Origin of the sequence: Candidatus Pelagisphaera phototrophica, from assembly GCF_014529625.1 — a bacterium.
In the GTDB taxonomy this organism is placed as follows: Bacteria; Verrucomicrobiota; Verrucomicrobiia; order Opitutales; family Opitutaceae; genus Pelagisphaera; species Pelagisphaera phototrophica.
Genome location: NZ_CP076039.1, coordinates 450441 through 465664, shown reverse-complemented (window position 1 = coordinate 465664; position 15224 = coordinate 450441). Strand labels below are relative to the sequence as shown.

The 15224-nt window shown below is 50.9% G+C and carries 13 protein-coding genes; 10 read left to right on the top strand and 3 right to left on the bottom strand.

Annotated features, from left to right (window positions below; all coding sequences use genetic code 11):
• The first annotated feature begins 92 nt into the window (after positions 1–92).
• From GA004_RS02135 to gndA, 6 genes are all read left to right on the top strand, one after another.
• Positions 93–1313, top strand: a complete 1221-nt coding sequence (locus GA004_RS02135; protein ID WP_283395644.1) for a molybdopterin molybdotransferase MoeA — start codon at positions 93–95, stop codon at positions 1311–1313.
• Between the two features lie 57 nt (positions 1314–1370).
• Positions 1371–1847: a cyclic pyranopterin monophosphate synthase MoaC gene (gene moaC, locus GA004_RS02130; protein WP_283395643.1), complete on the top strand. Its 477-nt coding sequence runs from the start codon at positions 1371–1373 to the stop codon at positions 1845–1847.
• A 19-nt stretch (positions 1848–1866) separates the two neighbouring features.
• Entirely contained in the window at positions 1867–2106 is a 240-nt protein-coding gene (locus GA004_RS02125) for a MoaD/ThiS family protein (RefSeq protein ID WP_283395642.1), read from the top strand.
• A 27-nt stretch (positions 2107–2133) separates the two neighbouring features.
• Entirely contained in the window at positions 2134–2562 is a 429-nt protein-coding gene (locus GA004_RS02120; RefSeq protein ID WP_283395641.1) for a molybdenum cofactor biosynthesis protein MoaE, read from the top strand.
• A 199-nt stretch (positions 2563–2761) separates the two neighbouring features.
• Positions 2762–2887 carry a hypothetical protein gene (locus GA004_RS02115; RefSeq protein ID WP_283395640.1) on the top strand — a complete coding sequence of 42 codons (126 nt, stop codon included), beginning with the start codon at positions 2762–2764 and terminating at the stop codon, positions 2885–2887.
• 142 nt (positions 2888–3029) lie between these two features.
• Positions 3030–4532, top strand: a complete 1503-nt coding sequence (gene gndA, locus GA004_RS02110) for an NADP-dependent phosphogluconate dehydrogenase (RefSeq protein ID WP_283395639.1) — start codon at positions 3030–3032, stop codon at positions 4530–4532.
• Positions 4533–4550: 18 nt separating this feature from the next.
• On the opposite strand, the gene GA004_RS02105 is transcribed toward gndA, so the two are convergent.
• Both GA004_RS02105 and GA004_RS02100 read right to left on the bottom strand, forming a co-directional pair.
• Positions 4551–5144 carry a nucleotidyltransferase family protein gene (locus GA004_RS02105; protein WP_283395638.1) on the bottom strand — a complete coding sequence of 198 codons (594 nt, stop codon included), beginning with the start codon at positions 5142–5144 and terminating at the stop codon, positions 4551–4553.
• Between the two features lie 9 nt (positions 5145–5153).
• The gene (locus GA004_RS02100) at positions 5154–6188 is read right to left on the bottom strand and encodes an XdhC family protein (RefSeq protein ID WP_283395637.1); all 1035 of its coding nucleotides are present in this window, start codon (positions 6186–6188) and stop codon (positions 5154–5156) included.
• Between the two features lie 368 nt (positions 6189–6556).
• Here GA004_RS02100 and GA004_RS02095 point away from each other — a divergent pair, with 368 nt between their 5' ends.
• The 4 genes from GA004_RS02095 (at position 6557) to GA004_RS02080 (ending at position 13288) form a co-directional block, all read left to right on the top strand.
• Positions 6557–8161, top strand: coding sequence for a DUF1800 family protein (locus GA004_RS02095; RefSeq protein ID WP_283395636.1), 1605 nt, complete (start codon positions 6557–6559; stop codon positions 8159–8161).
• 25 nt (positions 8162–8186) lie between these two features.
• On the top strand, positions 8187–9560 hold the full coding sequence (locus GA004_RS02090) for a DUF1501 domain-containing protein (protein WP_283395635.1): 1374 nt from the start codon (positions 8187–8189) through the stop codon (positions 9558–9560).
• On the top strand, positions 9557–12679 hold the full coding sequence (locus tag GA004_RS02085; RefSeq protein ID WP_283395634.1) for an immunoglobulin domain-containing protein: 3123 nt from the start codon (positions 9557–9559) through the stop codon (positions 12677–12679). The genes GA004_RS02090 and GA004_RS02085 overlap by 4 nt, the downstream gene beginning before the upstream one ends.
• Before the next feature lie 387 nt (positions 12680–13066).
• The gene (locus tag GA004_RS02080) at positions 13067–13288 is read left to right on the top strand and encodes a hypothetical protein (protein ID WP_283395633.1); all 222 of its coding nucleotides are present in this window, start codon (positions 13067–13069) and stop codon (positions 13286–13288) included.
• Here GA004_RS02080 and GA004_RS02075 read toward each other — a convergent pair.
• Positions 13285–15093 (bottom strand): Na+/H+ antiporter NhaC family protein, encoded by a 1809-nt coding sequence (locus GA004_RS02075; protein ID WP_283395632.1) that lies wholly within the window; start codon positions 15091–15093, stop codon positions 13285–13287. The two genes, GA004_RS02080 and GA004_RS02075, sit on opposite strands and share 4 nt — an antisense overlap.
• Positions 15094–15224 lie beyond the last annotated feature (131 nt).

The window sequence follows — 15224 nt, the reverse complement described above, 5'->3', positions numbered from 1 at the left end:
TAGGGAGAGAATACAATCTGGCTAGGGATTGAAAAGGCTTTTCCGCCATATCGCATCCTGTCCTTGCCAAATGGGAAAACATCCTCAATCAAATGCTCGTGATTTCCGTCGAAGCAGCTCAGCAAAAAATTTTCGAACGATTGGCTCCCCTTTCATCCGAGCTTATAAAAATCGAGGCTGCTAACGGGCGTGTATTGGCAGAGCAGCTACAATCAGATCGCAACCTCCCTCCATTCAATCGTTCCACCTTTGACGGGGTTGCACTTTGCTACAAGTCAGTCGCTCGAGGCCTCAGAAGTTTTCCAGTAATCGGGACTGCTTATGCGGGATCCCCCAGGATTGAGTTGAACAACTTGGATTCCTGCGTCGAGATCATGACTGGGGCTCCAGTGCCCGAAAATGCCAGTTGCGTCATCAAGATTGAGGATCTTAAACTCGAAGATGGAATCGCGACGCTAAACGATGGCGTTGATCTTTTCGAGGGCGTCGGCATCCATCTTCTAGGTTCCGATTGCCCTGCCGGGAATGTCCTTTTGAAACCGGGCTGTACCCTCTCTGCCAAAGAGCTGTCCATCGCTGCATCCATAGGCAAATCTCAATTGCTTGTTTCCCAAATTCCTCGTATTTCTATTGTCACTACTGGCGACGAGCTCGTTGACGTTTGCGCCTCACCCTTACCTCATCAAATTCGTCGGTCAAACGATCTCGCTCTTCAATTTGCCCTTCAAAGTGCAGGTTATCAGAACGTTTCGAGACATCATATTCTGGACAATCTCGCGGAGACCGAAACAACAGTCCAATCAATCCTGCAAGACACCGACATACTAATACTCGCCGGAGGTGTTTCGAAAGGTAAGCGAGACTTCCTCCCCGCCGCTCTCGAAAGCGTCGGCGTAGCAAAAGCATTCCAATGGGTTAGTCAGCGTCCGGGGAAACCGCTTTGGTTTGGAGACGTTGACCGGAATGGGAAACGCACTCTTGTTTTCGCCCTTCCCGGAAATCCGGTATCATGCTTCACCTGCCTACATCGATTCGTGCTTCCAGCTCTAGCAGAAATCACAAGTAAATCGGCCTGCCCTCCCCAAATTGTAAAGTTAAGAAGCGAGTTCAGCTTTGCCCCGCCCCTGACTCTTTTCCTTCCGGTATCACTGAGCTGTGACGAAACCGGTCAAATTTGGGCAGCGCCGCTTCCATTCAATACATCTGGTGACTTCATCTCGGTCGCCCAAACTCAGGGATTTGTAGAGCTGCCATGTTCGGAATCGGTTTTCCCAGAAGGATCCTCTCACCGTTTCTATAAATGGAGTGTCTAACATCAGAAATGATCCGAGACCTCGACAATCGATCGCAACTGACTATACCCAGCACAAATGACTGATTTCACACACCTCAATGAGAGTCGGCAGCCCCAAATGGTTGACGTTGGGGACAAAGGTGTCACCCGAAGAGTCGCCCGCGCGGAGGCTGTAGTCTTCCTGACCCCCGAGGTAATGTCGAAATTCGACGGCGAGGAGATCCAAAGCAAAAAAGGCCCCGTCTTTCACACGGCAATTCTAGCAGGGATCCAAGCCGCAAAGAAAACGAGCGACCTAATCCCCCTTTGCCACCCGCTTCCTCTCACAAAATGTCAGGTCACTATTGGGAAACTCGATGACGCTCGAGTAGTAATTCACACTGAGGCCGCTACCGATGCCAAAACCGGAGTGGAGATGGAAGCTCTCAGTGCCGCAAGCGGAGCCGCCCTGACCCTCTACGATATGTGCAAATCCGTTACCAAAGGAATCATAATAGAAAGAATTCGACTCTTGGAGAAGAGCGGCGGAAAAAGCGTGTTCCAGGCAGATTAGGTTAGTTCAATTATTACCAATGAAGATCCAGGTCGAGTACTTCGCATTACTCAAAGAGCAGAGCAGCGCCTCAATTGAGACGATTGAGACCAAAGCGGCCACTCCCGAGATTTTGTATTCCGATCTGAAACGCCAGTACTCATTCTCACTTGAGCCATCCGTGCTCAAGGTAGCGGTCAACGAGGATTTCGCTAATTGGGACCACTGCCTGAAAGACGGGGACACGGTCGTGTTTATTCCACCAGTTGCGGGTGGATGAAATCCAAGCACTCCCACCGTACTGTTTATGCAATTTCAAATTACCGACCAGGAGATCAAACCAGAATCACTGCGAAGAGAGATCCTCCGCGACGTTTCTGGCGCTTATGTTTCTTTCGAGGGTTTGGTGAGGAATCACAATGGCGGGAAACCAGTGAACGGTCTCGAGTATAGCTCGTACATTCCTCTCGCTGAAAAGGAGGGAATGCGGATTTTATTAGAGGCGAAAGAACGCTATAGCATCGAAGCCGCCGCTTGCGTACACCGAATCGGAAGCCTGAAAATCGGTGAAGTTGCGGTTTGGGTTGGCGTAAGCGCTGCTCATCGTGATGCAGCTTTCGACGCAAATCGCTACATCATTGACCAGACTAAAGCCCGCGTTCCGATCTGGAAAAGGGAGGCCTATCTCGATAGTCCGGCAGAATGGGTCAACTGCACAGAAGATACTCCTGGATAGCCGCTTGAGTCCGAGGGTTTAAAGGTCGTTAAACCTCTAGGAGAACTATCGAATTAACAAGATGCCCTACGTGGAACGACTATTTAAATCATTGCAACCCCTCTACGCCCAACCGTGTTTCCCATACGCGATGGGGGTGATTGGGATTATACTCGCGTACTTTATCTTTAGGTCATTCAGCACCTTACCTAGACTCATTATGTACCCGATCATCGGGGCAACTTGTGCAATCATCTGTATTAATTGGGTCTACAACCGAAACGAGCCGGAACTCCTCACCCCTGTCGTAGACATGATCGCTCCTTGGCTTCCTAGCAAAGTCTAGAAATTTTCCTCTCCAAAGATTTTCGACGTCGACTAAAACCTGGTTCACACACGTGTGTGAACTATTCAGGTAGAAACGGGTTTCAGGCTTGATGGCCATAACAGGGCTCCCTTATATGGCCGCTCTTCATCTGAATCAATCGATGTCAAATTCACAATCTGATATAGGACTCGTCGGCCTCGCGGTCATGGGTCAAAACCTCGCTCTCAACATAGCCGACCACGGCTTTCGAATTTCGGTCTATAACCGCACGACTTCGAAGACCGACACATTTGTGGAGGCTCATCCGGATACTCCTGGTGGCCTACACGGTGCCCAGTCTCTCGAAGATTTCGTTCAGTCAATCAAACGTCCGCGAAAGATCATAATTCTGGTCCAAGCCGGGAAAGCGACCGACGCTGTGATCGCGAGCCTTCTTCCCCTTCTCGATCCGGACGACATTATCATAGATGGAGGGAACGCGCTTTGGACGGACACTATACGTCGCGAAAAAGAGCTGAATGAAAAAGGTTTTCGGTTCGTTGGTTCCGGCGTTTCAGGTGGGGAAGAGGGAGCCCGCTTCGGTCCCTCTTTGATGCCCGGTGGCAAGGAGTCCGCTTGGAACGAACTCAAACCAATCTGGGAGGCTATTGCAGCCAAGGTCGACGCGGACACAGGGAAGCCCATTGAAGGAGCTGCCCCTGGCAAACCGGTCGAAGGCGGCGTCACTTGCACCACCTACATCGGCGAAAATGGCGCGGGTCACTACGTGAAAATGGTGCACAATGGTATCGAGTACGGCGACATGCAGATGATCTGTGAAGCCTACGCGCTGATGTCGAAACTCTTGGGCATGAATCCCAAGCAGATGAGCGAAGTGTTCGGAAAGTGGAACGAAAGCCTACTCGACTCTTTCCTCATCGAAATCACCACAGACATTTTGCAGCAGGATGACCCTGTCACCGGACAGCCGTTTGTTGATATCGTGCTTGATACAGCGGGCCAAAAAGGCACCGGAAAATGGACCTCGGTTAACGCGCTCGACATGGGCATCGCCGCTCCGTCAATCGCAGAAGCGGTATTCGCACGTTGTCTCAGCGCGGTTAAAGAAGAACGAGTGGCCGCCTCCGAAATTATCAATCCAATTTTCGATGCCTTCGAAGGAGACAAGGATTCCTTTATCCAAGCCATCCACGACGCCCTCTACTGCTCCAAGATCTGCTCCTATGCCCAAGGTTTCCAGCTAATGCGAGCGGCTCAAAAGGAGTATGATTGGAAATTGGACTTTGGCACCATCTCCATGATTTGGCGGGGTGGTTGCATCATTCGAGCCGCCTTCCTCCAAAAGATCTTCGAAGCCTATCAGCGTGATCCAAACTTAGCGAATCTACTGCTTGATCCCTATTTTAAGGGCGAAATAGACCGGTGCCAATCAAACTGGCGCAAAGTGGTTGCAGCGGCCTCCGTGAGCGGCGTGCCGATCCCGACTTTCATGTCCTCGCTCGCCTATTACGACAGCTACCGTAGCGCACGCCTGCCGGCTAATTTGCTACAAGCACAGCGGGACTATTTTGGAGCCCACACCTACGAAAGGACAGACCAGGATCGCGGGCAGTTTTATCATATTGACTGGCCCGACCCAGCTCGCCCTCAAATTGAGGCGTAGCTCGTTATTTAAAGATCTTTACAACAAAAGCGAATTTGGAGAATCAACATCTCTTATGATACCGAAATCATTGAGTTCCAGCTTCGCGACAGAGTCTTCTTCGCGACGAATCAGATGTCTGGCACCCTGATCCCCTTTCAACGCCTTCAATTCCTCTGAATAACGAAAAGGGAAAATAATGGGGTGCCCGGGGATTCCACTGTGGACCGGAATGGTAATCTTCTCTCCCCCCAGATTGCAAAATCCCTCCATCACAGCGAGCACTGATTCTTTCCGCAAGTATGGCAAATCGCCCAACGAGACCAAGATGCCATCTGGTTCAATCGCAGAAATCGCCTCTACTCCAACTGCCAAAGAAGCTCCCATCCCTTCCAGGAAGTGCTCATTGAACACGAATCTCAATTCGTATTCGTTCAAACAGGACTGTATCTTCTCGTATTCAAAACCCGTTACGACTGCGACGGATTCCAGCTTTGCCTCAACGATAGGCCGAGCTGACCGCTCAACCATCGTCTCACCATCCACTTCCATCAGCAACTTGTTAATCGCCCCCATTCTCCTAGACGAGCCCGCTGCGAGCACAATCCCGCAAATCGTTAGATCATTATTCATGGCACTTAGTCACCTAGTAACGCTGTGTTTTTGGTTACTCTTTTTGACGATTTCCGCCATTACGCTTAGAGCGATTTCTGCTGGGGTTTCACTCCCTATGTCTATACCGACGGGAGCATGGATACGGCTAAAGGAATCATCTTTAAACCCTAGCTTGCCCAATCGCTTCAGTCTTGCGGCATGGCTCTTGCGACTTCCCAAAGCCCCAATGTATTCAGAATCACTACGCAGAAAAACGTTCAAAGCCTCATCATCAATTTTGGGATCGTGCGTCATCGCAGCGAGGCAATCAGACCCTGTTATCGAATATTTCTCCAATGCGTGCTTCGGCCATTCACAGATCAGCGCATCAGGTGGATTAGGGAATCGGTCTTCCCTAGCATAAGATTCTCTTGGATCGATCACGATCGTCGCAAACCCCAATGATTGAGCGAACCCGACCAAGTGGATGGCGATGTGAGCCGCTCCCACGACAAACAACCGTTTCGGCCGACTCAGAACCCTCAACAAAGCCGGCGCCCCATCCCATTCGATCTCCGTTGTGCCTTCCGCCGTTCGATAATGCTCCTTTGCCCTCTCAATCAGTCCCGTGGAATCCACCGATCTTTCTGTTCCCCAAATTTCGTCGTGTTCTAGCAGGAAGTGCCGACCATTATGACTAACCAGCAGACCCCGGTCCTGGGCATCCAAAAGGCTTGAGAGCTGTTTTCCCAAATCCGGATCCGAGAGTCCTGCAAAGGGCTCGATTCGCACTCGAATACGGCCCCCACAGGAAAGCGAAACCTCCCAAGGGAAACCACTGTCCGGCCCAAATGAAAGCCAGCGAACTTCCCCATCCGCCATGCAAGCTTTGGCCGCTTCGATCACCTCACTTTCAACACAACCCGCACTGACCGAACCGATAAACGCGTCGCCATCCGACTGGACGGCCAGTACCGAACCCACCCCCCGCGGCGATGGCCGCGATGCTTCCACGACTGTGGCCAAGGCGAATGGGACCCCGTCTGACACCCAATGCTTCAATAGTGGCCAAATCTCCTGCATGAACAACTACCCTTTTGGGATACAGATCGATTAGGTTCAACTTTTTGCGAAACAAAATGATTCAATAAGCTATTGAATGATGAGGGTAAGACTTCAAGGGAACGGCAGATCCCTAGTGTAGATTCGCATTTTGCAATGTTTCCTTACAGATTGGTTAAAGAAATGCCCTTATCCTCCGAGTCATCTGGCTATTCGCCGTTTTCCGCCATCACTTACAAGCTAAGACCCCCACGATCCTTAAAATTAGGGAAGCTCAAAGCTACTCACAGCGAATACGCCTCAAGACAAGACCCTTTTTAAACCTTTACTCAACTCGAAAAAACAAGCATTCTGTTAAACGCTATCTCTTTTCAACGCTAAGAATTATCATGCTCGACCCTCTACCTCAAGAATCCTGGTCTCGCCGAACTGCGACGCATTTACTGCAACGGGCCGGCTTCGGGGGAACTCCCGAAGAACAAGAAGCCTTTTATCAGCTCGGAAAAGAGCAAGGAATTGAAGCTGCAGTCGACTCGCTTCTGGAGGCAAGCGAGGACTGGTCAAGCCTTTCGTGGCCCGAATGGATGCAATCGGAAGTCGATCCGAATGGAGAGACATTTGCAAATCAGGGCATCCGCCGTCGAGAATTCATTCAATGGTATTTTAAAGTGCTGCTGCAGGGACAGCCCCTCTCCGCAAAACTCCTGAAATTTTTCATTGACCACTTCGCCGTCGATTCCGCGACTGTCGGGCAGTACTACCGCTGGATTGGCATGTTCCGCTACACGGATTTGCTCCGCAAGCATGCCGCCGGCAACGTAGCCGGGGAGGACGCTCCCTTCCAAGGGGACGAACGCCTCGTGCCTCCAGGCCACTACGGGAATTTCAAAACCTTGGTTAACCATGTGTCCTGGTCCCTCGGAATGATCCGAACCCTCGATCTCTACCGAAGTAACCGAGGCAATGTGAACGAGAATTTCGGTCGCGAATTGCTGGAATTGTTTGCTATGGGGATAGGGAGCGAGTACTCTGACGATCCAGAATACACCGAGGAGGATGTAGCTGTAGCTGCCGATGCCTTTACCGGGCGAAAATTTTACAATTTTCGCTACTTCCCTGACGAAAACAGGTACACCAATCCTGCTGGAGACCTGAACCCACCACTTCCCCCCGCAAGCGTTTACCAAAATCGGGGTCAGCAAGACCGGAACACCAAGGGTCCTTTTTACGGATACGCGACAACGCCCGATGGCAGCCCGATCATCGATGGGGATGACGTGATCGACATCATATTCGACACTGACCGATGCGCAAAGCATCTCAGCTGGAAACTTTGGAGATATTTCGCTTCGCCAAACCCGTCCAAGGAACTTGTGCAAGCCTTGGCCTATAAATTGCGGGACGATCACGACTACGAGATTCGACCGTTCCTCAGAGACTTATTCTTGAGCGAAGAGTTCTACGAAGATTCCGTCGTTAGCACCCAAATCAAGGATGCAGGAGACTACTTTGTATGCTTGGCCAAACAACTGGGAGTAACGCTTCCAACGCGAGACGCAATGGAGGACGTCATGCAACAATTGGGATACGAAGTAATTTTCCCCCCGAGCATTGCTGGTTGGCCGGAACCCGATGGCCCGGGCAACACGTGGCTCGCGACCGGAGCCATGGTGTTCCGCATGAACATGCCGAGCATATTCACGCATCATAATTACGCCGTGTTTACCAGTGGGCGAACACGAAACTCCATGGACGAATTCCCGGAGGCCGATTGGAACGTAATCGCTCCCAAAGAATTGCGGAGAAAAGAACAGTTCCCTCTTCTTCTCGAACAGTTGAAGACGCGATTCATGCCGAACCGAGAGCTACGCAAGAGCCAAGTGCGAACGCTGTTCGATCACTATTCTTCTGTAAGCGAGGAGCTCGGAGAGCTCGAGGGAGTTAGAGAACTCGTCAGACTTATTCTCGCATTGCCAGAATACCAGACGCAATAGTCAGAAACGGAAACGTACAAACGATATGAATACAAAATTGAACAGAAGAGACTTCGTTTCCAAATCTATTTGGGGAGCGACAGCCTCGATGACGTTGCCTGGCTTTCTTCAGCAAACGCTTTTCAACCTAGACGCTCGTGCCCAAAGCCTTCCTTCTCAAGGCGGCGAAGGTCCAATCATTCTTCTCATGGAGATGGCCGGGGGTAATGATACACTAAATACGCTTATTCCTTACACGAATTCTATTTATCGCGAGGCCCGGCCTACAATCAAGCTCGGAACGGAACACAATATACTTCAGATTTCCGACAAGGACGGCCCCAGCGTCACTGGTAGTAACGAACCTCTCGCACTTCACCCCAATTTGTCGAATTTCAAGCAAATGTGGGACAACGGGGAACTCGGCATCATTAATGGGGTTGGCTATCCCAATCCCAATCTGTCTCACTTCAAGTCTTTCGACTACTGGCATTCTGCAGAACCGAACGGCATGCCAAAAGACGGCTGGATTGGTCGTTATTTAGATAACCAATGTGATGGATGCGGTGCAACAACCGGGATTTATATCAATAGGCGACCCACGTTCGCATTTAAAAGCAATAGTGCGTCTGCCCCATCGGTAACGTTTCAAAACCCCCAGTTCTTCAATTGGCGTGACCAGGAAGGTTTGGGCCGGGAAAAGTCCCTAGAAGGCCTGTACCGCAATCTGATTGGCCTCGATCATGGGGCAGACGACGGAATAAGTGGTGACGATGACACGCTAGCTTATGTTCAGCGATCAGCGCACAGCGCTATGATTAGTACGGAGAGCGTTCAACACGCTATGGATCGGGGAGGCGAGCTTCTAAACCCGAGTTGGCCCGATAACGGCCTAGCCAACAGCCTGAAAACCATCGCACAGCTAATAAAAGGGCGAAGCGAAACTTCCGTGTACTACGCTCGCCAAGGCGGATACGATACACACAACAACCAGATTTTGACCGGAGACCCACTCACCGGTCGCCATTCCGATCTAATGCAAACCCTAAATGGAGCCCTGGGCGCTTTTGTCGATGAAATGAAAGCCCAAGGGAATTGGGAGCGCGTGGTTATTCTCACATTCAGCGAGTTCGGGCGAAAAGTGATCGAAAACGGGAGCCTGGGCACGGACCACGGAGCAGCTGAAACGCTTTTCGTCATGGGAGGTCGTGTTGCCGGGAACCAATACTACGGACTCTATCCCGACTTGGCAGCCGATGCTCGAGTGAGTCGAAATAGCATGGATTTCAATGTTGATTTCCGAACAGTGTACCGGTCGATACTGGAAAAATGGATGGGCGTTCCTGCCTCGGCTATGCCTGCTATCTTCCCTTCACCACCAGTAGACTTCACGCCGCTAGACATCATCAACCCGATATGAAGACGATTTCTTACGCCTTTCTTACTCTTACCGCTTCCGTATTTTCAGGTAGCGTATTTTCAAATACCTTTGAGCTCGTTTCGCTGTCCGGCGATACGACGGAGCTAAACACTGGACAGAAGTTCGATTCATTTTCGATCCCGAATATCAACGAGGATGGCCAAGTTTCTTTCGGAGCGTTATTCGAAATTTCCGGTGTCGATACAGCGTATACCGATGTATTGGCACCAGCGTTTGAAGCCAGCTGCGTCAATTGCCATGGCGAAGGAGGCTCCCGACAAGCGGCATTCGATCTCGAGCCAATTCAAAGCTCACAAGACCTGATTCTCCGGCCTGATGCTATACAGACTTTGATCAACCGGATCTCCAACGGCAGCATGCCACCAGACAGCGAACCGCCTCTCGATCCGGATACACGAACCGCGATGATCGAAGATCTTCGATTGTTAAGGGATCTTGCCAATCGGAACCCAGCCCATCTGGACGCCGCTCTTCAATACAGCGATGGCAACTTAGACGTTATAGCCGCAACGGGAGAGACGGCGACTATAGGTGGGGAGAATGGCTCATTCGAGACTATACGATCCATTACATCTACAGAGGGCCCGAGCATTGCCTTTGCGGGAACACTCGCACCCGGCCATAGCCTTTCCGCATCGGAAATCCTGCTCGCGGCGAGCATGCGGGGCGATCCCTCTAGCCCTGATTTCGAAGTTATTGCGACTCAAGGGATGCAGCCGATTGTTGACTTCGATGGAACGACTTCTCCCACCAAACGACACCAGTATTTTGGTTCTGCGAAAGGGCTTGCGTCTCATGCGCTCACATTTTCGTCACGCCTGGGTCTTTCCAATAATCCAGACGATCAAGGCATTTGGGTCGCTGAACTACCGGCTACCGACACAGGTTCGCTTCCCGTATTGAAGCTCGCTGCAATCGAGGGCTCCCCTCTCAATGGCGGCACAGCGACGATTGCTAAACCAGTCGCCCTGGCTCAAAACGCCTCCCTGAATGGAGCCTTACTAGCCACCATCGAGGACTCCGACGAAAACGATTTCAACAATGAGAGGGGTATTTGGGCTCTCGATGCTGATTTTGGGGCAACGCTAATCGCAAAATCCGGTGATTCAGCTCCTGGATCAAGCGATTCCTTCCTGAGTCTCGGCGAACCCTCTGTAGATGGCGATGGCAACATCTATTTCTGGGCTAGTTTGCAAAATGCCAACGAGGGAGAAGGCTTGTATCAGTACGTCAATGGGATTCTTAGCTTGCTCATTTCCTCAGAGCAACCTGTTGAGATATTTGGGGTCAACCGTTCTTTCAACGCCTTCATGGACCCTGTCGCCAGCGATGATGGCACTTTGGCCTTTCACGCTACAGAATCCGATAGCGATCTCAATACTATCCTGGCTAGGTCCACATCAGGCGAGTGGTCGATTATCGCTCAATCCGGACTTCAAGCACCCGGGACGGCACCAGGAGTCACCTTCGATCTTCTGAGCTTTCCAATAATAAACGGCGTTGGCCAAATCGCCTTTCAAGCAACTCTTGAAGGCCTCGGAGATTCGATTAGCGATACAACAGATTCCGGTGCTTGGGCAACCGACGAAAATGGCGCAGTCGTCCTCATCGCTAGGGAAGGAGATACATTTGATCTTAAGCCTGGCTTCCCCGCCACCGTAAGCAGAGCCGAGATAGGGGGATTCAATTCCAATGGCCAGCTTGCCATGAATTACGCTTTTACAAATGGGGTAAACGCAATCGCGATTGTCGGAATCGATGCCCTAGCGCCACCCGCGATCGGCGCCCATCCGTCAAGCGCAACGACCTATGACGGCGAAACCATAGCCCTTTCTGTGGAGGCTTCAGGACAAGGCCCTTTCTCCTACCAGTGGATGAAAGATGGAGAAGATATACTAGGAGCTACCAGCAGTACACTAACTATCTCTACAGCTACCGCCAGTGACGATGGTGACTACACTGTCGCTGTAATGAGCCAAACAGGATCCGTCGTTAGCGATGTCGCAAGTCTCTCCATACAGAATTTGCCGGACGCCCCTGCTTTCGTTGATCAGCCATTAGGAGATATCGTTCTGAAGGGAGGCGTAGCTACTCTCGATGTCCGAGCCGTATCCAATTCCTCCATCGACTACCAATGGTATTTCAATGGCGATGTATTGAACGGCGAAAACAGATCTGTTCTAAGTATCAGCCCAGCAAATACTGAGGACGAAGGAACATACTACGTAGTAGCCACCAGCACTGGAGGGTCAACCGCTAGCGAGAATTCTGAAATCCTCGTCACTGACAAACGCCTTTACAATATCGCTACCAGAGCCCGCGTTGGAACGGGGGCCAATGTTTTGATCGCCGGTTTCGTGGTTATTGGGCCAGATCCAAAAGAGATTCTGGTCAGGGGCATAGGTCCTAGCCTAGTAGAAAATGGTATCGACGACCCTCTTTTGAAACCTCGACTCGAGATTTACAATTCGGCTAGCGAATTAATCTATTCTAACGAAGGGTGGGCGAAAAACGAGGATCCAGACGCTATCATTGCAGCTTCCCAACTCGTCGGGGCCGGAGGGCGCAATCTTCATGACGATGACACAGCTCTCCTAGTCGAGCTCGAGCAAGGGCTCTATACGGCAATCGTTAGTGGACAGGACAACTCAACTGGAGTCGCCTTGGTTGAGGCCTTCGAGATTGAGGAAAACTTTACTCGCATGATCAATTTATCGTCCCGAGCTTTGGTCGGCACAGGAGCCGACGTGGTCATTCCTGGATTCGTTGTGCAGGGCGATTTGCCAAGTCGCGTGTTGATCAGAGCAGTCGGTCCCAGTCTCGAGAATCAAGGAGTCGCTGGATTTCTCGCTAATCCCCAGATAACCGTCTACGACATCGCAGGAACGCCTATCGCATCCAACGACGGGTGGCTCAATTTATGGGACCCCTCCCAGATTACTGAAGCGAGCCAGCTCGTTGGTGCCTTTCCGTTAAATGGAGATAGCGAAGACGCCGCCATAATCATGGATCTTGAGCCCGGTCTGTACACGGTTATTGCTTCGGGAGAGAATGAAACGACTGGCGTCGCCTTAGTCGAACTGTACGCGATCCCCTAGGAGACCGTTCTTAACGGAGGTGCTGGACCCAGTCTCCAGCAATTCGGTCTCGACGGAATTCTTGAGAATCCAGTGCTTCAGCTTCATGGACCCAACGGACTGATATCCGTAAATTCAGGTTAGGCGGCCAACTCGGGCAAAGTGTAAATCCAAGACCCGGCTCAATCAGTCGGAGCCTTTGCCCTTACGGCAGATTCAGATGACACGGTCATGCTGGTCGAGTTAGATCCTGGCGTATATACTGACATTTTCAGTGGAGAGGAAAACACTACCGGGATAGCCCTCGTAGAAATCTACGAAGTGGGGCAAACTTATCCCGCCTCGTAAATATTTCTTCTCAGGCTTTTGTGGGAGCCCAAAGTGATATTTAAGCACCCAGTTCTCAAGGTGCTGAACTCCTCCGAAGAAATCATTGCCACCAATCATGGCCGGAACGGTCTCTCTTCCATTAGCGAAGCAGCCGCTTCGGTCGGTGCATTCGCGATTGATACAGAGAGCCAGAATGCCGCTAGGATCATCAGTCTCGAAACAGGACTGTACACGCTCAGAGTTTCAGGGGAAGAGGGGACAACGGGTGTATCTCTCGTAGAACTCTACGTGCCACCTTAGTCTGCTTCGGTGGGGATTCTCCTTCCAAATACAAAGAGAATCCCCACCGAAGCCAGTGGAAATAAAACGTAGAATAGCCATAATGGCATATTACCAGCGACCGCTAGATAACCAAATAATCCGGACAAAGCCATCGTTAAAACAGCGTAGGGCAGTTGCGTTTTCACATGCGCGATATGATCGCAGCCCGTAGAGATTGAAGTTAGGACCGTTGTATCGCTAATTGGGCTACAGTGATCCCCAAAAATGGCTCCATCGAGGATGGCCGCCGCTGTTAGGAAAAACAGGATGCCGCCACCGGCATCAAACGTACCCATACTGTAGGACAATGGCAGTATAATGGGAATAAGTATCCCCATTGCTCCCCAGCTTGTTCCGGTTGCGAAGGACATCATGGAAGCCACCACGAACGTGAATAGCGGGAGTGTCCAAACGGGCATGCTGTCCCCAAGCAAATCGATTAAGTATTCTGCGGTTCCCAGATTTTGGCAGATATCCTGCATAGACCAAGTCATCAACAAGATGAATACTGCCATCCACATGGTTGGCATACCGCTCACATAAGCCTGAAAGGTCTCCCGGACACTCATGAGTCGTTGCCCTATTGTGAGCCCAAAAGCGACTAAACTGCCAAATACGGAAGCGAGGAATAGCACCGGAAGTGCCCCTGCCCCGTCTTCGTCTCCCACGGCCAAGCCAAAAGTATATCGCCAATCTTCGAAACTTCTAAAAGAGAACGACTCGCCTAACCCAATTATCCGTGCCCTACCCAACACTACAATTCCGATCAGGATTCCAAAGACCACACAAGCGATTGGGATCAGTCCATTGAACCACCTTCTGGGTGTTCCTTCATCTGGCTTCATTATCCCCGACGACTGAATTCCTAGTGGCTGGCTTCCATCGTCGTACACTTTGCCTTCGAGAGCCGCTCTTTTCTCCGCTTGAAACATCGGGCCGAAGTCTCTTCCCACGGCTGAGTTTATGAAAAGGAAGATCAGAGCTCCGATGCAATAGAACCGCATAGGCAGCAATTCTAAGAATATTCCGTATCCAGATAATTCAATACCAAGTGACTTTGCCTCATCGCCTAAAAGCAACGCCTCCGCCGCAATCCAAGTCGAAAGCACCGCCAACCCAGCTACTGGCGCCGTTGTGGAATCAACTAAGTAGGCAAGCTTCTCCCTCGATATATGCCACTTGTCTGACAATTTTTGCATCGTATTGCCAAGCACTACCGTGTTTGCGTAGTCGTCAAAGAACATCGCCACTCCTCCCAGGCTGATCGCAATCTTAGCTCGTTTCCGGCTTGTGACGAATTTTCCGAAGGCATCGACCAATCCACTTAGGCCACCGTTACGGGAAAGCACATGAACGAGCCCGACAAGCGTGAATAGAAACAGGAAAATATAGAGGCTGAAACTGGAACTTAATGACTTCCAGATGAAGTCATGGATGGCTAGAGTAATAACAATCAACGGATTCAGACCAAAAGAGAGAAAAGCCCCTGCAAAAAACGCCGAAAGCAGGGCAATTACCATTGACCGGAAAAACAGGGTAACAAGCACTGCCAATAGGGGTGGCGACAAAGAAGTCCAGTGCCCTAACACTCTCGGAGCAGTCGAACCTCCGCGCAGCTGATCAATAAAACTCAACTCACTTTCGCTCCCAGTCGTCTCTAACCCTACGTCCGGAGACAATTCTGGCGTAACCGGAACCATCGCTAGAAACGAACATACAGCCAAAAAGGTCAGGAAAAACGCCAGCCAGCGTTCCGGACGTTTCCAATAGGCTTTCGGGTTCATCGAGGCGGAAGAGGATAATCTTGGGAACTACCCTCCCAATCCCCTGCTAAAAGAGTTACGATTGCAGGACTACCAGTAGAGCGTCTCGCAAGATTCGATATAATGCCGCGAAAGATCAACGGCTTTATCAC

Bases quoted from the DNA above. Each gene is read 5' to 3' on its own strand.
- GA004_RS02095 (WP_283395636.1), top strand. From the start codon at position 6,557: ATGCTCGACCCTCTACCTCAAGAATCCTGGTCTCGCCGAACTGCGACG.
- GA004_RS02100 (WP_283395637.1), bottom strand. From the start codon at position 6,188: ATGCAGGAGATTTGGCCACTATTGAAGCATTGGGTGTCAGACGGGGTC.
- GA004_RS02105 (WP_283395638.1), bottom strand. From the start codon at position 5,144: ATGAATAATGATCTAACGATTTGCGGGATTGTGCTCGCAGCGGGCTCG.
- GA004_RS02135 (WP_283395644.1), top strand. From the start codon at position 93: ATGCTCGTGATTTCCGTCGAAGCAGCTCAGCAAAAAATTTTCGAACGA.
- GA004_RS02115 (WP_283395640.1), top strand. From the start codon at position 2,762: ATGTACCCGATCATCGGGGCAACTTGTGCAATCATCTGTATTAATTGG.
- GA004_RS02085 (WP_283395634.1), top strand. From the start codon at position 9,557: ATGAAGACGATTTCTTACGCCTTTCTTACTCTTACCGCTTCCGTATTT.
- GA004_RS02075 (WP_283395632.1), bottom strand. From the start codon at position 15,093: ATGAACCCGAAAGCCTATTGGAAACGTCCGGAACGCTGGCTGGCGTTT.
- gndA (WP_283395639.1), top strand. From the start codon at position 3,030: ATGTCAAATTCACAATCTGATATAGGACTCGTCGGCCTCGCGGTCATG.
- GA004_RS02090 (WP_283395635.1), top strand. From the start codon at position 8,187: ATGAATACAAAATTGAACAGAAGAGACTTCGTTTCCAAATCTATTTGG.
- GA004_RS02125 (WP_283395642.1), top strand. From the start codon at position 1,867: ATGAAGATCCAGGTCGAGTACTTCGCATTACTCAAAGAGCAGAGCAGC.
- GA004_RS02120 (WP_283395641.1), top strand. From the start codon at position 2,134: ATGCAATTTCAAATTACCGACCAGGAGATCAAACCAGAATCACTGCGA.
- moaC (WP_283395643.1), top strand. From the start codon at position 1,371: ATGACTGATTTCACACACCTCAATGAGAGTCGGCAGCCCCAAATGGTT.